Origin of the sequence: Psychrosphaera sp. B3R10 (genome assembly GCF_018861025.1) — a bacterium.
Classification (GTDB): Bacteria; Pseudomonadota; Gammaproteobacteria; order Enterobacterales; family Alteromonadaceae; genus Psychrosphaera; species Psychrosphaera algicola.
Genome location: NZ_JAHKQH010000007.1, coordinates 341,066 through 361,651, shown reverse-complemented (window position 1 = coordinate 361,651; position 20,586 = coordinate 341,066). Strand labels below are relative to the sequence as shown.

The window sequence follows — 20,586 nt, the reverse complement described above, 5'->3', positions numbered from 1 at the left end:
TTTAGCCTTGTTTGTTGTTAGTCACTTTGTTCTGTCTTTACTGGCAGAGCAAAATGAGCTGAATGTTGGAGCTGTTAATACTGAAACTCATACTAATAAACTGGATTTAAATGCCGATTCAATTATTACTCAGCAAGAGCTTAATGTTTACAATAGCACCCCTAAAAATTATGAAGAAATTGCGGAACACCTTCATACTCAAAGAGTTGAAAGTAGGAAAAATTTAATTGTACCTAAAGGTATTTTATTTTTATTCTGTGTAATTGTTGCTGCTATTTATCTGGATAATAAGTTTACAGCTAGGGTTTATCTAGTTGCCGCTGGAATAAGTATTTTTATATCTGTCTATCTCGTTATAGAGATGGCGCTAGCCTTTTTAATACTTCAAATTGTAAATGATAGGTTAAGGCGCGGAGCAGGCTAACACTAGAGTTTTATAGGCAGGCCAGCTCCGGCTGGTTTGCTTTGAGGTCAAAGCGGGATTAACTCTGAAAAATAAATAGTGAATAGACACCAATAATCTAGACACTTCTTAGCTGTTCCTGATGTCGCTTTTAATACTCTGCTTTCAGCGGTTTTGCCTTTTCGATAAAAGATGCTGGTAATTTAATTTCAAATAATCAATAACGCTCGCGAGCATATGTGGTCAGGTCTTGCATTTTGCCACAATAACTGACCTCATTCACATGATTCTAAAAAGTGCAAAATGCAAGACCTGACCCCATTCACATTTTTTTATTGGCACTGACCGCTGCTTTTTTGATTGGTGTGGTAATAATTGCTTTTTGGGGAGGTGATTAAGACGATGAGGATAAATAGAAAAATGGGGGAGGCTACGCAGCCTTCCCATGTTCTAATTCTAAAAGAAAGTCTTCTAACTCTTTCATCGTAGTGATTTCAAAATCTGTATATAACGCCACTGGCTTCAAACTTCTGCCTTCTCCTTGCTCCATACGAACAAACCCCTTTTCAGACAGTGCCTTTAGAGTATTAGACAAGTTAGACTTTTTACGGCCAGAAATTTCAGCAAGCTCAGTAACACTTTGAGGGCGTTCATCATCAATGAGTCTTAACAGAGCTACGTTTTCTGGATTTAGTACCTGAGAAATAGCATTGAAAGACGTATACCAAACTTTTGGCTCGTCTTTCGCTGGTTTGTATTTGCCTTGAGCAATAGCCAGTACTCTCATACGTATTAGCTTCTCAGGCATGATGCCGATTCTTGCTTTCATATTATTTACCTTCAATTGCTTCAATAGTGACTTCAATCCCTTCAAAGAAGTCGGTTAATAAAACTGTACAGTCTTGAAATTCATACGGAGTACCTTTATCAATCGCTGACTTGTGAACATGATCATAATCATGACGTCGGCCAGCAAAGCCTTTTTTCTTTAAAGGCTTGACAGCATGAGCATTATCCATTCCAAATACACGTTTATTATAATTGTTATGTAACGTTAAGTTGTATCGGATACCGTGAGGCCTTTCTTTAGTTGGTGTAACTTGCCAAGCCTCTATCTTCCACCAGTACCCATCATCACGATGTACTTCAGTACCATGCAAATCCAATAAATTATTTAGACCTGTATCCAAGTCAGCACTCCAATTCATGTTATGACCTGAGTATAACTAAGGTTTAATTATTTGTACATCTGTTTAATTGTACAATTTCAAATTATTAAAATATCGAAACATCAAATAAATTAGGGTGGATTGGTTGTTAATAAAACGCTCTTTAACCAGTTGATAAGTAGGGAAATTTCGTACGTATTGGATCGTAATTCCTAATCGCCCGTTCACAATCTCTGTGCAATTTACGCATTGGATAACATGGTGAGCTGAGGTTTTGTGGCGCATAAACAGTTCGTGGGGATAATATTTATCTTAGATCCAGATGGGTGAGTGGTGCGAATATTATATTCAGCACAAACCATAGAAAAACAAGTTAAAAAAAATGGTCGCACAAGCGACACAAGATCGGTCGTGCTATTGACACGGTTTGTCTAATGGGTGACCCCATTGATCTTATTGATTACTAAACCCATTTAAAATGGCAATGAACACCATCAGGTACTAGTTCACATATATTTATCTTAATTACAATTGAAATCATCTAATCCCGCTTTGACCTCAAAGCAAAACCAGCCGGAGCTGGCAGGCTTGCTTACATAACTACTAGATCTTATTCACTGTCATTAGTGTTGTCTTTGATAAACGGTTTAAGGATAGTTTTGCCAATAAACCAAAAGGTCAATATAAAAGCAATAACCGCCAACATATAACCTAACTGACCATACCCCAACTTACCCGCGATAATCCCAGCAAATATAATAGATAAAATAATTGGTCTCATATTTAAACCTAATTGCAATTTGAAACGGTTACTGAACATTGTTGGTATCCACCAGCAAATATCCATCCATAAGAAATTTTACCCGGAGTATAACCTGCTGTACCGTCAGTTAAATATGAAGCTCCAAATATTGGCGTTTCAAGGAAATACCCTTCGACCTGTATTGTTCCTTCTGTCACAAAGTTTGCGGGAGACATGGCTACAGTACCACCCAAACTGCCACCAACACCTAACCCTAGTCTATCGCACACTTGCACTACAGAACAGGATTGACCGTTAGTTGTCATTATTTGTCCAATATCAACACTTACACCTTCAATTCCATAATGGACAGCCCCCGTCCCCGTTAAAGAGGCCGAATTTCCGAACAAATCATTGAAAAAGTTTGTTGTTTTCTTATCCCAATAAGCTAACTCAGAATTTAATCGTTTTTGTAGATCACCTTGACCAAACTCATTAAATAAACTTTGGTACATTGCAGTCATCGCACCGTTACCAAATTTTCCACCTGTAAGCACAGATGATGTACCGCCAACCGTCATACTTATTATCGTGCCACTTATTGGTCCACTATTGTAGTGAGTGTTCAACCCCGTTCCAACTCCTTTTGTAAATCCAGCAGAAACAAATCCATGACCGAACTTTCCACCGCCAAGCACAGATAATGTGCCACCTGCAAAAGCATGAGATGCAATTTGCCCAGCAATCTGACCAGATGTTAACATGTTTCCACCAAAATTGGTCAGGCTTGATGCACTCATATTTCCAGCTTCAACTGCCGCAATATTACTTGCTCCTGCCCCGCTGTAATAATCACCGATTTGTTGGAATGTATAAGCACTTGCACCAGCTACAGCAGCAGCTCTAAGTGCCCCAGAAGGAGGGACTCCCATAGCTCGATTAAACTCATATGTCCAAGCGGCAGCCCCCCAACCTCCACCATAAACAGCAGAAACAGTAGAACCAACAATATTAACTACATCTTTTCCAAATATTTTGGTAGCGGCTTTAATTAATCCACGTCTAAAACTAGAGAAGAAATACCCACTTGGATCGGTATAACTCATCGGGTTATTCAGAACATAACTATAACGATTATAGTTCTGCAAATTACTCGGTGCTTGTATAAACGGATCAGCCTGTAAGAATCGACCTAAAGTTGGATCGTAGATCCGACCGTTCATATGGATTAATTCTATCCAAATCGCTAACCTAATGAATTAACTTGGCTGAACCTACAAATAATTCACACTAATAGGCTGTACTTACTCAAACTTTTTTTTCTTTTCGTGAATATAAGCCTTGGTTAAATATTTTTCACTGGTTCCACAATGAAGGGAGGCCAATATTGACTCTTTTAAGCCACTAATAATGTCGACTTCAGATGAGTAATTTATGTTATCCCTAATCGTATCGGCAAGTTTTTCAATGATAACCTCTGGCTTATTTATGTTGAATGTTTTTCCTAGCTTAATCAATTGTTTCCTATCTGGAAAAAGTTTTGCACTGTTGAGCTTTAGTGCCATTTTGTTATCTATGGTGTCGTAAATTGGCGTATGCGTAATATCATATGGTGGCGTTAACACTATCTCTGTTTTGCTTTCTTCATATTGCACTGAAAAATTCTTTAGGTGGGCATCGCCATTTCCTATTAAGCAATTAAAAATAATATATTGGTACATACGCTGAAGTTGTAAATCAGATCTTGTATAGAGGTACGTCGCTTTCATTAGCATTTCGTAACTCGACTGATACTTCTCATCGCCTTGCTTGCCCATTAGCACGGTAAAATCCTCAATGCCAAGGCGCTTACCATTTACCTCATCAAATCGTTCGGTTATAAAAGTTCTCAAATCGTCGGACAGCCAACATTGGCTAGGTGCCAAACCACAGGCTCTTGCCGCCTCCATGCACACGTATTCGTTGACGGTCAGCAGTGGAAATTCCTCATCATATGTTTTGATGATAAAGTCATCTTGCTGTAAAAGACTGCGCCCAACTGACGGTTTGTCTGTGTCATTAAGCGCATTTACGAGCACCTTAGGCTGCACGCCTGAAACCAAGCCATTTAGGTAGTGTCTATCTAATAGTTGATGAAAAAGGTTTTCTTTGCCTTGCCAAGTGAGTATTTCGTTTAATGACAGTTGCTCAACTTCTGTTTTCTCAATTTCACTACTGTAAGATAAATGCCCAATACCTTTATCTAATTGGAGAGCGAGTAAATACATGTCATTGATGTTGGCGTGACGTCGAAGTTTTTCACTGATGTAGCGGCGAATATAACCTTCCGGTAAATTTTGGCTAAAAATAGGGTGAAGCGCACCATAATTGTAAGGGGCTTGCTGATATTTCATAGTCAAAGATACAGGATTGTTACTATGGTATTGGTAAGAAAAATGGCTTGGCTGAGTCAAGTCGCCCGATCCTTTTCCAAAGGATTGCACGTTAATTTGAGTTATTTTATTTGGTAGTTCCGCCACTAGTCACTTTCCCCAAACAATCTGGACAGTTCATCTAATTGAGGTAAATCGTTTTGTTCTTCAACAAAGGAAATCTTTAATCCCAATACTTCAAGGTACTTGCGAAGGTATTTTATCCCTCCCGTAAAGTGACCTTTTTCCATCGCAATGATCTGATTTCGGCTTAAACCGGTTTGGGTTGAGACGTACTGCTGAGTCCAACCTTTTTCTTTGCGTTTAACTGCTATCAAAGAACCGTCATACCAATGCATTTTAGAAACCTCTATAACAAAACATACGTTAATATATATTAACAAAATCAGTGTAACAAGCTTAAAGGTTAATATATGTTAACCTTTAGGGCAGTAATTCGTTAACAATATTTTCCTTTGAATTGACATGTTTAATTTTAATCCGTTTAATCGAACAACTAAAGCTCTATGAAAACCATTAGGTTAGCTATTTAAGTTGAATTAATTCATATGAACGGTAGGATCTACGATCCAAATCAGCGACTCTGACCCACAGGTCGCTTAATCTGTTTGTGTCGTTTCTTCAAGTTCTAAAAACGCCATGATTTCATCTAGTCTTGCTAAACCATCTTCATAGCCAATTTCAATCAACTTTTTGGTAAATGGCTTTTCGAACAGTATGTAACTCATTAATGTCGATTCACTATTTCGATTGACGCCGATCAGTTTAAGTAAAAAGCGAATAGCACTTGGGATTTGATCGTAATAATTTGACGCAATGTGGCTAAAATTTCGAGATGGGTTAATAAGTAACGTATGGACCGGCTTTAAGTCTGTTTTGCTTTCTGGAACATGTTCTAATGTGCTGTTAATTCTGTTTAGTCGCTCTAAATCTGAATTAAGAGAGTCTGTAAAAACAGTGTCAAGTAAGTGCCCGGTGATGGTGGCCGAATTTGGAAAAAACTCAGGGTCGCCTAAAACATCGTCCTTTTCGGGATGCTCGACACCTATAATGAGAATTTTGTCTGCGCCAAGATGAATTGAAGGACTCAATGGCGACAGTTGATGTATAGAACCGTCGCCATAATAATGTTCGTCTATTTTTACACTTGGAAAAACCAAAGGAATGGCCGCCGACGCCATTAAGTGGCGAGTCGACAACATAGTTTTAACACCTTTACGTTTCGCGCGGCTCCAATCTTGTGCCGAGCTTGACTGAAAAAACGCAATACTGTCGCCGTTGTTATAACTCGAAGCAGCAACAGATACCGCATCTAAATGGTCCGATAAAATATTTCGATCGATGCGTTTATAGTCAATGACTTCTTGTAAAAGGTTTCGTAAGGGGCGATTGTCAAATAAACTCGTTGCTCGTTGTTTTCCTTTTTTACTAAATTTGGATAAGTAATTTAATGCTAGATGCCCAAATACCCCGCGCCATGTGCTTGCATATACTTGTTCAGTTCTAAAATTTTTCCATACCCATTCAGTTTTTTTCACCCCAAGGTGAAAACACGAAGCATAACACGCCATTGAAACTGCATTGATTGCACCTGCAGACGTACCGGATATTACCTTAAACGGCGACTTTTGATTACGGGGCAGTTTCGATGAAATCGCTTTTAGCACACCGACCTGATAGGCCGCACGAGCACCGCCGCCAGTTAATAATAATGCACACGTTTTGGGTTTTTTCGTCGCTTTAAACAACATTTACAGTTAAGCCTTTAAACCATTTGTTTTTAGTATAGAAATTAATATGTTAAACGACAAACCAAGTTTTAGGAATAAGTTAATAAACTTACCCTTGATTCCTCCACAGGATTACGTAATAATGCGCGCCGCTTACCAATGTTAACAATTGGATAGGCAAGTTGTTATGGTAACTCCATTGGTTCTCTCGCAACGATAACTGGTTTACCTGGTCAGGCCCGGAAGGGAGCAGCCAAGGCTAGTGACTCGTGTGCCGGGATGTGGCTGGTGGAGTTGCCACCAATTCTATTTAATTCAAGACATCCTCCTTATTTTCTGTTTTTCATCTTCGACTATTAAGTTTAATTCGTTTAGATTCAATCGTATCTCCATAGAATTCAACATATCCTTTTTGGCAATGCCAAAAGCGAATTTATTACTTCTGTTATCAATACTCTAAAATTAATTAACCTGTGCTTTTTTCTGAGCGGCTTTTCATAAGTTCTAATAAAGATGAGTGAAAATCCCCAAATATAAATTCACCCCAAATTCTTGAATAAATACCGAAGTTGGTATTGTCTCTTATGGTTGTCGATAGTGTTAATTGACTTTTTCCATTGGGTAAAGGCGTAATCTGGTAGGAACCTGTAAGCGGGGCAAAATATTCGCCACCTATCTTGACATGTTTGTCTAACGCATCATTTGGGATCAAGTCTGGATCTATTTCAAACCGATAGGCCATTTTTTTATTTTCAGTCCATTCAGTGATCACTTCTTTGAAAACGACGTTTTTTTCCCAAGTGCTTGTTCTTACACTGCCGACGGTTTGACCGGACATGTCGGCAGAAATTGGCGATGGAACTCCTATTAAAGCAGTAAATGAAAACGGTAATTCGTCTGGAAAAATGTGGTTTACATTTCCTAATTCCGCCCAAATTTTACTGGGGAACGCATCTATAATTATCGAATTGGATACTTCGTACGTTGAGGTCATACTAAGGTAATTATTTTCAAGTGGGGCGATGAATAACGGGAGTACAACAACGCAGGATAGTGTGTTGTTATGGTGATGAAATTTTTGTCGCACAAAACCCGCCGCCATACCGCCTAAACTCGCACTAAACATAAATGCAGGTGTCGCTATTAATACACAGATACTGCCTTCCAATAATGTGATGACACTGACTAAAAGGCATATAAATATTGGTTGCCAAGCAATAGTGGCCATTTGCTGATAACGAATATTCTTATTTTGATTTAACTCAAAATGAACTCTTATAAATCCAATAATAAAAGGCACGAGAAATAAAAAGGATAAAGAGACTAAACCACCGAATTTTTGAAGCGCGTCAAATTCTAAAACAACTCTAAAAAGGAGGCCATAAAATGTACCTAGGATTATGCCTATATGTTTTGGTTTAAAGTGTGCCATCAATTTCCTTTTACGTAGATTAAGCAATTATATTAATTCCTTTGTTCATCTTATTAAATAACAAAAGCGACGATAAATTGCGATAACAACACATGTTTTTTACGCGGAGAGTTTTAAGCTTATTTTCCTAGTGAGTAATGTTTTAATAAAAATTCAAAAGCCATGCATGTTAACCTTGTATTTGTGTTGGTTTATTTATGAATAATTACGTACAGGTGAATTATAGATGATTAAAGTTGGTGTTGTTGGTTATGGATATTCCGCTAAGACCTTTCACATTCCGCTGATCCAATCCTCCGATTTATTTGAATTTTCAGTTATTAGTAGCTCGCAGAAAAGTTTGATTGAACAGACCTTTCCCGGTGTTACCGTTTTTGAGTCGGCCTATGACTTGATAACTCATGGTGACATTGAACTAGCCATAATAACGGCACCAAATGATGTGCATTATGCATTGGCTAAGTGTTGTTTGGAAAATGGAATTCATGTTGTTGTTGAAAAACCAATGGTGACCACAAGTATTGAAGCAGAAGCGCTTGTTGAACTCGCCAAATCTCGTTCTTTACTATTGTCTGTTTTTCACAATAGACGTTGGGATGGCGACTTTCTAACCGTTAAAAGCTTGCTTGCGAATGAGCAGGTTGGAGATGTTCGTTTGTTTGAATCTCGCTATGACCGTTTTCGACCAACGGTGCGACAACGATGGCGAGAACAGCCGGGGCCGGGAGCGGGCATATGGTTTGATTTAGGCGCTCATTTAGTTGATCAAGCAATCAGCCTTTTTGGATTACCGAACGCGCTGACAGCTCGTTGTTTGTGCCTTAGAGAGGGGGCTAAAACGACGGACTACTTCCACGTTTTGTTACACTATAAAAACCTTGAAGTCGTATTACATGGTAGCTCGTTTTCGGCTGCGCCAAATCAGCGTTTTCGTGTTGAAGGTACCAAAGGGAGCTTTGTTAAATCTGGTTTTGATCCACAAGAAGCGCAATTAAAAAATGGTCTTAGACCAACAGACAGCAACTATGGGGTTGAGTCTCCAGAACAGTTTGGATGTCTTTATACTGAAGAATCAACCGAAGTCATCTCAACGAAAGTGGGCTGTTACCAACGATATTATACAGGCATTGCAAACGCGATTAGAGTCGGTGGCGACAACCCTGTTCATCCAGAAGGCGTGGTCAATGTGCTCAAAATACTTGAGTTAGCGGAGAAAAGCAGTCTAATTGGCAAAACGCTAAAGTTAGAATAAATAAAACGACGCAACACAATTAACAAATTTTAACCGCTAAATTTTAACCTCCAAATAATAGGCGAGACGTAGATACAAAAAAGGAGCTGAATTCAGCTCCTTTTTAATTTTTTATTAGAGAGTATTAGGACTTTTTTAACTCTTCTTGTCGTTTTATTTCGTTACTAATTGCCAATGGTGAACCGGTATTTTTCGCAATCCAATAATAGGCCATCGGGATTACGTATAATGTCAAGATGGTTGAAAATGCAACGCCAAAGAATATCACCACACCAATAACAGAACGGCTCTCAGCACCCGCTCCTGAGGCGACCATTAACGGTACCGCACTCATAATTGTTGAAAAAGACGTCATGATTATAGGTCTAAGACGTTGTTTTGATGCTTGGATAAGAGACTCTTTAAATACACCACCTTTGTCTCGCAGTTGGTTGGTAAACTCAACTATCAAAATTCCATTTTTGGCGGCTAACCCTATCAACATTACGAGACCTATTTGACTGTATATGTTAAGTGTCATTCCGGTGAATTTGAGCCCCAACATTGCACCCAGTGCGGCCAATGGAACCGCCAACATAATAACTAATGGGTGAATAAAACTTTCAAATTGCGCGGCTAATATTAAATAAGTGACTACCATCGCCATTAACATAACAAAAGCGATAGAGCTGCCAGATTCTTTAAACAACGACGACTGCCCTTTGTAATCGATATTTACGCTTCCCGTGATATTGTCTTTAACCACTTTATTTAAGAAGTCGAGCGCTTGGCCAAGGGTATAACCTTCAGCCAAATTAGCCTCAATTGTTATTGAGCGCATACGGTTATATCGGTTTAATTGACTCGCGGTTGCTTCTTCATTTACTTCAACTAAATTCGATAGCGGGATCAGTTGCTGTGTTGTTGCAGAACGTACATATAAGCCGTCAAGGTCTGACGGGCTATTAAAGGCTTCGTCACGTCCTTCAAGCAGTACATTATACTCTTCGCCGCGTTCAATGTAGGTTGTTGCTCTGCGCTGACCTAACATTGCTTCTAAGGTACTACCGATGTCAGATACTGAAACCCCTAAGTCTGATGCACGTTCAGTGTTTATGTTGATCAACAACTGCGGCAAGGTCTCTTTATAGTCACTGTCAAGACGCAGTAAATTTGGGTTTTTACGTGCTTCCGCTAAGATGATGTCGCGCCATTTAGCGAGTTCATCGTAGGTATCGCCTTGGATAACAAACTGAACAGGACTGCCTAAACCGCGCCCACCTAAGCCGCTTCGCATCATAGCAAAGGCTCTAATATCGGTTAAACCTTGTAATTCCTGAGAAATTTCGTTCATGACTTGGCTGGTCGATTTAGTGCGCTCTTCCCAGTCAGGCATGCCGATAATTGCGATACCTGCACTGCCACCAAAACCTGGGGTTCTGACGATTACTCGATTTAAGTCGCCACGGTCGTAATAGGCCAGTAAGCGTTCTTCAACTAATTCCGTATTTTTTAGGTTGTTTTCATAACTTGCGCCTTCAGCTCCACGAACCATGACAAAAAAGTTGCCTCGGTCTTCTTTTGGTGCCAGCTCTTGAGGGATCGTTTGGAATAAGCCAACCATAATTGCAATTGCTAACGACATGATCACTAACAACCCAAACTTGTTGCTCACAGTCGAGTTGAGTTGGTTTTCGTAGCGGTTCTCTAATTTAGAAAAACCATTGTCGAGCCAACGGCCAAACTTAGACGCACGCTTTTTACGTCGCAGTATTTTCGAACATAACATCGGCGATAGGGTGAGTGCTGCGATACTGGAGAATATCACCGCAGCGGCGACGGTAATGGCAAATTCGACAAATAGCCGGCCAATATCCCCCTCCAAAAAGACCAATGGAATAAATACTGAAACCAATACTAAGGTAGTTGCTATTACGGCAAAACCGACTTCTCTTGCGCCGTTATAGGCTGCGAGTAGAGGGGACTCTCCGGATTCAATTCGGCGATAGATATTTTCTAGGACAACAATAGAGTCATCAACAACCAGTCCAATAGCCAAGACCAATGCCAAGAGCGTTAATAAATTGATTGAAAAGTCTAGCATTAACAACACGGTAAATGTGGCAACTAAGGCGACTGGAACGGTTATCGCTGGGATAAATGTGGCTCGCACATCCCCCAAAAACAAATAGATAACCAGAACAACTAGAGCAATGGCTATTGCGAGCGTGCTGTATACTTCTTCGATAGATTTGGCGATAAAAACGGAAGAGTCGTAGGAGTCGGAAATTTGTGTGCCTTCCGGTAATGTTTCCTGTAACTGTTTTAATGCTGCTCGGGCGTCACGCACTACATCTAAGGTATTTGCTTTAGATTGTTTGATTATGCCTAAACCAACCATGTCTTTGCCATTACCACGGAAAGCATTTTCGTCATCTTCTGCGGTCAGTTCAACCTCAGTGACATCACCTAATCGAATAAGATAACCATCATCGCCGCGACCAACCACTAAGGTCTTATACTGCTCTGGTGTTTTATAAGAGCGCTCGATTCGAACATTAAAGGTTCGGTCTGTGGATTTAACTTCGCCGGCAGGCAGTTCTACGTTTTCTTTTCGAAGCGTGTTCTCAATATCTGCAACGGTGACATTTCGCGCTGCCATTGCGTCTCGGTCTAACCAAACTTTCATCGAATAATCACGGCCTCCACCTAAGCGAACCCGCGCAACGCCATCAACAATTGCGATACGGTCAACCACGTATCGTTTGGCGTAGTCAGTTAATTCTAAGTTGTTCATAGTGGTTGAATTCATAACAAACCAGGCAATTACGTCTTCGTCGTCGTTAGCTTTAAATACTTCCGGCGGTAACGCTTGGTCAGGGAGGTTGTTAAGTGCTCGGGAAACACGTTCACGAACGTCATTCGCCGCTGAGTCAATATTACGTGTTGTTTTAAATTCTATAGTGATCTGAGAGCGACCATTACGAGATGTTGAATTGATATTTTTAATCCCTTCAATCCCAGAAATACGGCTTTCCAGTATTTGTGTTATTTTACTTTCAATTATTTCAGACGATGCGCCAGGATAAGATGTACTCACCGAAACAATTGGCGGATCGATATCTGGATATTGACGTAACGACAGCATAAAAAAAGCAACAATGCCAAAGGTCACCAGCAGCATATTAACAACCGTCGCAAAGACGGGGCGCTTCACTGAAATATCGGATAACAACATAACTTACCCCTTAACTGCCGGTTTTGTAGTGGTTACCTGTGCACCGTCTCGAACTTTTATCACGCCTTTAGAAATAACAGTTTCACCCACTTCTAATCCAGACAAAATTTCTACAACGCCTGGTTTTCTGCGGCCGGTTTCAACTAATGTGCGATGTACAACATTATCAATAACTTTGTATACGTAGTGGGCTTCGTTTATTGGAATAATTGACGATTCAGGAACGGTTATCGATTCTATCGATTTTGTTTCAACTGATAGTTGCAATAACATACCTGCACGAAGTTTTTCTTCTTTATTTGGAAATAACGCTCGGACTTTAAACGAACGTGTTGCTTTGTCTAAACGTGAGGCAATACTTGAAATTTTGCCGTTGAAAGGCTTTTCATAAGCTATATTTGTGGCAAATACGGGTTGTCCAACTGCGACACGATTTAAAAAACGTTCAGGTAACTGAAACTCAACCTTAATTTGCGTTAGGTCGTCCAATGTTGTGATTTCAGTATCGGTTGTTAATAATTGCCCTGGGCTAATTTCGCGTAAGCCTAATTTGCCGTCAAATGGCGCGTAGATAAATTTCTCAGATAACTTGATTTCAGCAACAGACAATTGCGCAGAGGTTGTTTCCATCATGCTTTTTTGGCTGTCTATTGCACTTTCTGCCGGTGCACTGCTTTTTTCGATGTCTAATAAACGCTGCAATTGGCGAGTTTGTTCTGCTAGCTTAATTTCTAACTCTTTTAAGTTTGCAAGTTCTTCACCATGTTCTAAGGTCGTTATAAGTTGACCTTTAACAACAGTATCACCGTCTTCAAAATGCACCGCATTTACTCGGTCGGTACTTTGTGATGTTAAAATAATGGATTCATTGGCCTGTGTTGTGCCTAATGCGATGATTTCATCTTTTAGCAATGTTTTGGAGGCGAGCGCCGTTTCAACGACCGCCGCTTGCCCACTTCCGTTATTGCTGTTGGATAAAGCTGTTGCCGGCCAATACACATATGCCAGCATGCCAACTAATAACAGTACAATCCAAGTAACCGGAGTTTTAAACATTTTTTTTACCTATAAATTTATATTCAACATTAAAGTGGAAATACAATCCGCTATTTGGAATTATAATAGCAATACTTAGATGATCTAAATATGTAGTTAAGCACGTTAAAGTTGTGATTTAACGCTTATTTTACCTTTCTTTTTGTATTTAAATACCGATTGGTACATATTTAACAAGTAATTGGGTAAGTATTAGTTTATTTAGAATAAAAAACCATAGTTTTACTTGGGTATTTGCATTGGCCAATTTTGACTTGCTGACAAATCCAATCCCTTTTATTAGGTTTCGCAATTAATCAACGACGCAGCAATTGAAACTTGAAAAACTTGACCTATATATGTAGTAGTGAAGATGTAGTAGTGAAGATCAATTGTGAATATCGTTGGGGAATAAAATTCGCCCTTATTAACCTGTACAAAGGAGTGTTTAATGTTTTTGTTATTGTTGTTTGCAACGATTGCAATTGTGGTCTCGTTTATTTGTTCGATTATGGAAGCTGTTTTACTTAGTATTACACCAGCTTATATTGCGTCTTTCCAAAATCCTAAAATTGCAAAGCGAATGAATAATCTAAATCAGCATGTAGATAAACCTCTATCTGCAATTTTAACCTTAAACACTATTGCCCACACCGCAGGCGCAGCAGGGGTCGGGGCCCAAGCATCTCATTTATATGGCGACTCTGCGATTGGTATCGCATCCGCAATTATGACCCTATTTGTTTTGGTCTTTTCTGAAATTATTCCTAAAACTGTTGGGGCAAATTATTGGCGACAATTGGCACCGACGGTGAGCTTAGTTTTAGTTAATTTAGTTTGGTTACTCAAACCTTTTGTTTGGATGTCAGAACTTGTTACCAAGTTATTTAAACAGGATAACGACGAGAGTCTTTATATGCGTTCTGAAATTGAAGCGATGGCCAAGCTTGGTTTGCAAGCTGGGGCATTGCATAAAGGAGAGTCCGACATAATTCAAAGTTTGTTAAATTTTAGAGATTTAACAATAAGAAAAGTCATGACACCTAGATCTCTGTTATTTAAATTACACAAAGACACAACGGTAGAAGAATATTGCAAATTACACGGCTCAGTTCCTTACTCCAGAATCCTTGTGTTTGATAAAGACCCAGACGACATTATTGGTTACGTTTTAAAAACCGATGTTATGTTAGCAAATAGCCGAGTAAAACCTGACTACCGAATATCAAAACTGGTAACGTCAATTTTAACGGTTTCACAAACTCTAAGTTTGCCTTTGCTATTCAACAAATTGCTGACACAAAGAGCGCATATTTCTTTGGTTGTGGACGAATACGGTGAGGTGCAAGGGATTGTTACATTGGAAGATGTTATTGAAGCATTGTTACAGGTATCCATACTTGATGAGCGCGATGTTGAATCAACAACCGCTGTTGAAGCTGAAACCACGGTAACTGAGAAAGAACCAGAACCAGAAATCCCTACTACAACCCCTAAAGAGAGTTGATCTCAATTCACTAAACGAGTTCTCATTACGCCTTGTAAATCAATGTTAATACCAATTGCGTTGAACAGGTAAAACACACTGTTTTATCTGTTCTTTAGTTTGACCATTTACCGGTAAAAATTGTTGTCATTAAACGCTAAATTACGACTAGAAATTGGATTAATGACACAGAATAGTAAAACTCTACAGTTAATATAACCAACTAGATCTGTAAACATAATTTAATTTACATCTACCGATTGTGGTAAGTCGAATAGCCCGCTATATCTAAAAAATAATTGAAAATATATTCGTTTCATATAACTTGTAATAACGTACTTGTTGATGACTTAATGCGACAAATAGCACTCATTTAACGTCAATACTTGGCAATGTTTATTTAATGCACAAGCAAAGCGCAGTCGCTTGAAAGGGAAATCATGATTTTTAGTCAAATGTCATTCTTAAAAAATATGCAATTGCCTTTCGTATTTGTCATTTTTTTAGGTGTTGTATTATTTGTCATTGATGCTCAAGACGAGAAGCAAATTCGATTAACAAATGACAACCTTGCTTCGTCATTACAAGATGCGGTGAAAGAACAACGAAATACCTTGACCCGATTTATTGATACCAATAATAAACACTTACAGTTTTTAGCAGATATGCCGCCTGTTTTAGGTATTCATCGGGCCATAGAAAACAACGGAGTCGACCCTGATAGCGGTAACGACGTCAATATTTTCAAGTCTCATCTCGGTAAAATATTTACATCTTTGATAAATAATTATTCAAATGTTTTTCAAGTCAGAATGATTGACGCACATAGTGGTGATGAACTCGTCAAAGTTGACAAATATAATAATAAAATTATTGAGGTTAAAGGCGCTAAATTACAAAACAAGCGCGAGACTGATTGAAAACCAAGACACTAAACGTTTTGATAAAGAAAGTGCGTTGGCACGGGTGATGGGTGAAGAAACATTGCTTAAAGAGTTATTGGCTTTGTTTATTGAGCAAACTCGTCTCGAGATAGAAGGTTTGTTTGAATTATTGGAGCAAAAAGACTTTATTCAAATAAGCCATGTTTGCCACGCATTAAAAGGTGCGGCGAGTAATATTGGCGCTAATAAATTAAATGCAATTTGCTTTAAATTGGAACTGGCATCTGGGTCAACTGATATTTCAAATTGCCTAGAGTTGATGCAAGAGTTAAACGATGAATATGTTGCATTTAAGTCAGCAATTGAACACGAACTTAAATAACTTTTTTGAATGTGAAAAATAAATATATAGGTCGTTATTTAAATTGGCCGTAACATCTTGTTGCCAATTAAGTGACAAGCAAACTTAACTTTTTCTTTGTAAAGTCGACTAACCTAGTTAAAGTGTCCAGTTATAAATCGTTCAAATATATAGAGAACATGGAGTCAAAAAATGAAAATCACCAATTTTGGTTGGTTAATCTTAGTTTGCACTGCGCTTGGAGTTAACACCAAAACATATGCAGCGCCATCCGATGCAACATTATCGTTAGTTGATTGTTTTGTCCCTAAAATTAAAAGCAAAGCTAAATGTGGCACCTTAGATGTGGCAGAAGACCGCAGTAAGCCGATGTCTGAAACAAATAAAGTTGTGCTTAACATTGTTTTATTGCCTAAGTTCAAAGAGGAAAGTAAAGAGTATCCTCTTATGTTTCTTGCTGGTGGCCCTGGACAAGCAGCTACTGAGTTAGCCCCGGCAATCGATCGTTTCTTGAGTGATACCCGTCAACAACATGACATATTGTTTATTGATCAACGTGGCACAGGGAAGTCGAATCCATTAAGTTGTGACGACGATTTAATAGACGCATTGGCTTTAGATGACAGTGCCATTAGTATTCAAAAAGACGTCGAAAAATGTCTGAAAGAAATGCCACCACGACATCTGCCAAGTTACAACACATATGATTCGATAAAAGATTTTGAAGCAGTGCGTGAGGCGCTAGGATTTGACAAAGTTCATTTACTTGGCGGGTCATACGGCACACGAGCGGGGTTTGCCTATCTAAAATTATTCCCACAATCAATAGAGACAGCAATATTGGACAGTAATGCGCCAATGGAACTTGTCATTGGGATGTTTGGTAAAACCTCTGAACGCGCATTTGACATGTTGTTAGCTGATTGCTCAACGAATGAAAAATGCCAAACAGCGTTCCCAAATTTAAAACAAGACTATCTATCCTTAGTTGCACAGTTAGACAAAGGACCTATTAAGCATAAAACGTTTCATCCGGCAACGGGGAAGCTTGTTGAAGCCATTTTATCTAAAAACAAAGTTACTGAAGCAATGCGTAGCACTTTGTATGACTTAGGTTCAAGACAGATGTTGCCTTACATGATAAATCGAGCGGCTAATGGCGACCTACGTTTTCTTACAGCCTTTATTGGTCGTACTGTCGACTCAGAGCGTTCCGCTGGTGGGATGTATCCAGGTTTAACAATGAATATTTTGTGTAATGAAGATATTCCAAGAGGGAAGACAGAAGCCTTTGATGCAGATGCAGACAACTACTTTAATGGTAAATTAGGGCATTCTAATTTTACCGATGTTTGTCAATATTGGCCGAAATGGCCAGCACCGGTCGATTTTGCTGAACCTGTAACAGCCGATGTACCCGTCTTACTGTTTTCTGGTAGTTATGACCCCGTAACGCCACCGGCCTATGGCGAAATGGCATTGAAAAATTTACCAAATGCAAAACATGTTGAAATCAAAAACGGCGCTCATGTTGCTTCCATTAGGCAATGTACATCTCTTATCTCTGCGTTTATTAGCGTTGGAAAATTTGATGACTTGGATTATAGCTGTGCTGATAAATCAGTACCTATGATGTTTTTTACTGACATGAATCAACTGCACTAGGAGATAGGGATGTTAGAAGTTAAAGATTTAGTAAAACATTTTGGTGATATAAACGCATTAAACAACATGAGTTTTTCAGCAGAAGATGGCCAAATTACCGGTATTTTGGGACCAAATGGCGCGGGTAAAACGACCGCTCTTCGCGTGTTATATGGGTTGTTAAAAGCTGAAGAAGGCCAAGGGTTGATTAATTCAATCGACAGCCAAGTGGACCCAATCGGCGCACGTCGTCAAATCGGTATTTTTCCAGACAAGTTTGGATTATACGAACGTTTAACCGCAAGAGAACAGATCAGTTATTTTGCAGAGTTACACGGCCTTAAAGGTCAAAAATTGGAAGATGCATTGAGTAGCATCATTACCCAACTAGGTATTGAAGATATTGCCGACCGTAAATGTGCTGGGTTTTCGCAGGGTCAACGGATGAAAGTCGTGCTTGCGCAAGCCTTAGTACATCAGCCTAAAAATCTCATTTTAGATGAACCGACTCGTGGTTTGGATGTTATGAGTACACGTATTTTAAGAGATGTATTGTTAGACCTTAAAAAGCAAGGTAAGTGCATTTTGTTTTCATCCCATGTCATGCAAGAAGTTGCAGCACTATGTGACAAAGTTATTGTTGTTGCGAACGGTCAGGTTGCGGCCGTTGGTACACCACAGGAGCTCTGTGAGATGACGGGTGAGTCAACATTAGAGGAAGCGTTTGTGAGTCTAATTGGTAGCGATGAGGGAATTGCAGCATGATTTTTTCATTATTTAAAAAAGAGTTTAAAGATTCAGTCAGAGATAAACGTGCGGTATTTGCCGCAATGGCCGGAGCCTTGTTTAGCCCGATATTTTTTGCCGGCATGATGACGTTTATGCTTGATAAAGCTCGCAGTGTGGACGATTTGTATGTAGAGATCGTAAATGAAGCGCAGGCACCACATATCGTTGAGTTGTTAAATCAGCGGCAAATTTTCCATGCCGTTCCCCCAGAACAAGGTAAAACTTTTGAATTGGATGGAGAGTCTGTCGAACATTCAAAAATTACCATCGAATTTGATGAAGACTTTGCCACACGTTTAGAGCTAGGTAAAACGGCGGAGATTAAATTAACGGCAGATTACTCTAAAAAAGAAACGAATGACCGAGTCAGACGTATTCAAAGAGTTATCCAAGGCTACCAAAGTCAGTTAGTCGGGATGAAGTTAATGTCCCGAGGCATATCGCCAGATATATTAAATGCGATACATGTTGAAGAAAATGATACAAGTTCGCCAAGTTCTAAATCTGCACTTCTGTTAGGCATGTTAGGCATTATGATCTTAGTTGCAGTATTTGTTTCATCAACTAATACGGCGATTGACAGCAGCGCAGGTGAGCGCGAGCGTAATTCGTTGGAATTATTATTGATGCAACCGGTGACGACATTGCAGGTGGTTGCGGCTAAAACACTTAATACAGGTTTATTTGGCGTTGCCGGCGGCACATTGAGTGTTGGCTTAACGGCCTTGGTCATACCATTTATACCGCTCCATAAGCTGGGAATGGCATTTCACTTTGATGCTGGACTTGCGTTTACTATTTGGTTGTTATTATTACCATTAGCGTTTTTTGCGGCAGCTTTTCAATTGCTTACCGCATTTCATGCGAAGTCGTTTAAAGAAGCACAGTCTTATATTCAATATACCATTATCATTCCGGTTGTTGTTCCAATGGCCCTGGAGTTTAGCAACTATAAACACATGGCTTTAAGCTATGTGCCAATTGTGGCGCAGCAACAAGCAATTAGCCAAATGATCCGTGGTGAACTTGAGAGCTATTTGCCGTTTATTGGCGGCTCAATTGTAACTGTTATTGCGACGGTATTGATTGTATTGTTTATCGCACGATCATTAAAATCGGAAAAAGTCGTACTTGGATTATAAAAACGATATGACTTATTAGTAAGTCAGCGTAAGTACGGATTTGTCTGCAAAAACCAACATTAGATATGTTGGTTTTTTTATGTTTGATATCATGGTTTGGTAAATTTTAAATTTGTAGGAAGAGGAAGGTTAAATGGATTGGCTCTATACATTTGATTTAATCGGTTGCGGTGTGTTTGCCATTTCAGGGGCGATATTGGCATTTAAACGCAAAATGGATGGAGTAGGAGTGCTTGTGCTTGCAGCAGTAACCGCCATAGGCGGTGGCACAATTAGAGATTTATTACTGGATGCCCCAGTGTTTTGGCTAACAGATGCAAACTACTTTTATGTGATTTTTGTCGCGAGTTTTGGGGCCGTTATTTGGATCAATCAAACGCAGAAACTACCCGCAAAGTCTCTTGAATTTGCCGATGCTCTTGGCTTAGCGCTTTTTGTCGTTATGGGCACTGAAAAAGCGTTGTCGTATGGCGTCTCAGATATCACTGCAATTATCATGGGGATGATGACAGGATGTTTTGGTGGAATGTTACGCGATGTGCTGGCGAACCGAGTTCCGATGATCTTACAAAAGGAATTGTATGCAATGTGCTGCATTATTGGAGCGTCTATTTATGTCCTAGCGCTGCATTTTATTCCGGGAATTGCGGTTGCATTAGGTTTTTCTACGGTCTTTATTCTTCGTCTAGCTGCCATAAAATGGCATTGGCAGATCCATGTATTTCGTTATAAGAATTAATGATTTGGTTTAGTTAATTTGTATATTTGAATATTGGTAAATTAATTTGGCTCGTTTATGGGGCAAAGAGCGAATTTTTGCTGTTTTTTTAGAGTAAAGATGAATAATTAGACTAAGTTATGCTTGTCG

The 20,586-nt window shown here is 39.3% G+C and carries 19 protein-coding genes and 1 other RNA gene; 10 read left to right on the top strand and 10 right to left on the bottom strand.

Annotated features, from left to right (window positions below; genetic code table 11):
- Window positions 1-424 (top strand): hypothetical protein (locus KO525_RS02945; protein WP_215962283.1); only part of this gene is annotated, 424 nt, incomplete at its 5' end.
- 409 nt (window positions 425-833) lie between these two features.
- Here KO525_RS02945 and KO525_RS02940 read toward each other — a convergent pair.
- The 7 genes from KO525_RS02940 to KO525_RS02910 all read right to left on the bottom strand — a co-directional run bounded on the left by KO525_RS02940 (window position 834) and on the right by KO525_RS02910 (window position 6,497).
- A complete protein-coding gene (locus tag KO525_RS02940) occupies window positions 834-1,232 on the bottom strand; it encodes a MarR family transcriptional regulator (RefSeq protein ID WP_215962282.1) in 399 nt (132 codons plus the stop codon).
- Between the two features lies 1 nt (window position 1,233).
- A complete protein-coding gene (locus KO525_RS02935) occupies window positions 1,234-1,611 on the bottom strand; it encodes a DUF6516 family protein (RefSeq protein WP_215962281.1) in 378 nt (125 codons plus the stop codon).
- A 571-nt stretch (window positions 1,612-2,182) separates the two neighbouring features.
- Entirely contained in the window at window positions 2,183-2,353 is a 171-nt protein-coding gene (locus KO525_RS02930) for a hypothetical protein (RefSeq protein WP_215962280.1), read from the bottom strand.
- Between the two features lie 8 nt (window positions 2,354-2,361).
- Window positions 2,362-3,537: an RHS repeat-associated core domain-containing protein gene (locus KO525_RS02925; protein ID WP_215962279.1), complete on the bottom strand. Its 1,176-nt coding sequence runs from the start codon at window positions 3,535-3,537 to the stop codon at window positions 2,362-2,364.
- Window positions 3,538-3,618: 81 nt separating this feature from the next.
- Window positions 3,619-4,833 carry a type II toxin-antitoxin system HipA family toxin gene (locus tag KO525_RS02920; protein ID WP_215962278.1) on the bottom strand — a complete coding sequence of 405 codons (1,215 nt, stop codon included), beginning with the start codon at window positions 4,831-4,833 and terminating at the stop codon, window positions 3,619-3,621.
- The gene (locus KO525_RS02915; protein WP_215962277.1) at window positions 4,833-5,084 is read right to left on the bottom strand and encodes a helix-turn-helix transcriptional regulator; all 252 of its coding nucleotides are present in this window, start codon (window positions 5,082-5,084) and stop codon (window positions 4,833-4,835) included. Before KO525_RS02915 ends, KO525_RS02920 begins: the two co-directional genes overlap by 1 nt.
- A 261-nt stretch (window positions 5,085-5,345) precedes the next feature.
- Window positions 5,346-6,497, bottom strand: coding sequence for a patatin-like phospholipase family protein (locus tag KO525_RS02910; protein ID WP_215962276.1), 1,152 nt, complete (start codon window positions 6,495-6,497; stop codon window positions 5,346-5,348).
- 176 nt (window positions 6,498-6,673) lie between these two features.
- On the opposite strand from KO525_RS02910, the gene ffs reads away from it, so the two are divergent.
- Window positions 6,674-6,770: signal recognition particle sRNA small type (gene ffs / locus KO525_RS02905), an RNA gene on the top strand.
- A 172-nt stretch (window positions 6,771-6,942) separates the two neighbouring features.
- On the opposite strand, the gene KO525_RS02900 is transcribed toward ffs, so the two are convergent.
- Window positions 6,943-7,908 carry a hypothetical protein gene (locus KO525_RS02900; RefSeq protein WP_215962275.1) on the bottom strand — a complete coding sequence of 322 codons (966 nt, stop codon included), beginning with the start codon at window positions 7,906-7,908 and terminating at the stop codon, window positions 6,943-6,945.
- 226 nt (window positions 7,909-8,134) lie between these two features.
- Between KO525_RS02900 and KO525_RS02895 the strand changes: the two genes are divergently transcribed.
- A complete protein-coding gene (locus tag KO525_RS02895; protein WP_215962274.1) occupies window positions 8,135-9,160 on the top strand; it encodes an oxidoreductase in 1,026 nt (341 codons plus the stop codon).
- 124 nt (window positions 9,161-9,284) lie between these two features.
- On the opposite strand, the gene KO525_RS02890 is transcribed toward KO525_RS02895, so the two are convergent.
- Together KO525_RS02890 and KO525_RS02885 are read right to left on the bottom strand one after the other, a co-directional pair.
- Window positions 9,285-12,377 carry an efflux RND transporter permease subunit gene (locus tag KO525_RS02890; protein WP_215962273.1) on the bottom strand — a complete coding sequence of 1,031 codons (3,093 nt, stop codon included), beginning with the start codon at window positions 12,375-12,377 and terminating at the stop codon, window positions 9,285-9,287.
- A 3-nt stretch (window positions 12,378-12,380) separates the two neighbouring features.
- Window positions 12,381-13,433 carry an efflux RND transporter periplasmic adaptor subunit gene (locus KO525_RS02885; protein ID WP_215962272.1) on the bottom strand — a complete coding sequence of 351 codons (1,053 nt, stop codon included), beginning with the start codon at window positions 13,431-13,433 and terminating at the stop codon, window positions 12,381-12,383.
- 430 nt (window positions 13,434-13,863) lie between these two features.
- Here KO525_RS02885 and KO525_RS02880 point away from each other — a divergent pair, with 430 nt between their 5' ends.
- From KO525_RS02880 to KO525_RS02850, 7 genes are all read left to right on the top strand, one after another.
- Complete coding sequence (locus tag KO525_RS02880) at window positions 13,864-14,919, top strand: CNNM domain-containing protein (RefSeq protein ID WP_215962271.1); 1,056 nt, start codon at window positions 13,864-13,866, stop codon at window positions 14,917-14,919.
- Window positions 14,920-15,338: 419 nt separating this feature from the next.
- Window positions 15,339-15,818 carry a hypothetical protein gene (locus tag KO525_RS02875; protein WP_215962270.1) on the top strand — a complete coding sequence of 160 codons (480 nt, stop codon included), beginning with the start codon at window positions 15,339-15,341 and terminating at the stop codon, window positions 15,816-15,818.
- A gap of 46 nt (window positions 15,819-15,864) precedes the next feature.
- Window positions 15,865-16,164 carry an Hpt domain-containing protein gene (locus tag KO525_RS02870; protein ID WP_368668246.1) on the top strand — a complete coding sequence of 100 codons (300 nt, stop codon included), beginning with the start codon at window positions 15,865-15,867 and terminating at the stop codon, window positions 16,162-16,164.
- Window positions 16,165-16,335: 171 nt separating this feature from the next.
- Window positions 16,336-17,808: an alpha/beta fold hydrolase gene (locus KO525_RS02865; RefSeq protein ID WP_215962268.1), complete on the top strand. Its 1,473-nt coding sequence runs from the start codon at window positions 16,336-16,338 to the stop codon at window positions 17,806-17,808.
- A 9-nt stretch (window positions 17,809-17,817) separates the two neighbouring features.
- The gene (locus KO525_RS02860; protein ID WP_215962267.1) at window positions 17,818-18,552 is read left to right on the top strand and encodes an ATP-binding cassette domain-containing protein; all 735 of its coding nucleotides are present in this window, start codon (window positions 17,818-17,820) and stop codon (window positions 18,550-18,552) included.
- The gene (locus KO525_RS02855; RefSeq protein ID WP_215962266.1) at window positions 18,549-19,718 is read left to right on the top strand and encodes an ABC transporter permease; all 1,170 of its coding nucleotides are present in this window, start codon (window positions 18,549-18,551) and stop codon (window positions 19,716-19,718) included. Before KO525_RS02860 ends, KO525_RS02855 begins: the two co-directional genes overlap by 4 nt.
- A 133-nt stretch (window positions 19,719-19,851) precedes the next feature.
- A complete protein-coding gene (locus tag KO525_RS02850) occupies window positions 19,852-20,457 on the top strand; it encodes a trimeric intracellular cation channel family protein (protein ID WP_215962265.1) in 606 nt (201 codons plus the stop codon).
- The last annotated feature ends 129 nt before the right edge of the window (window positions 20,458-20,586 follow it).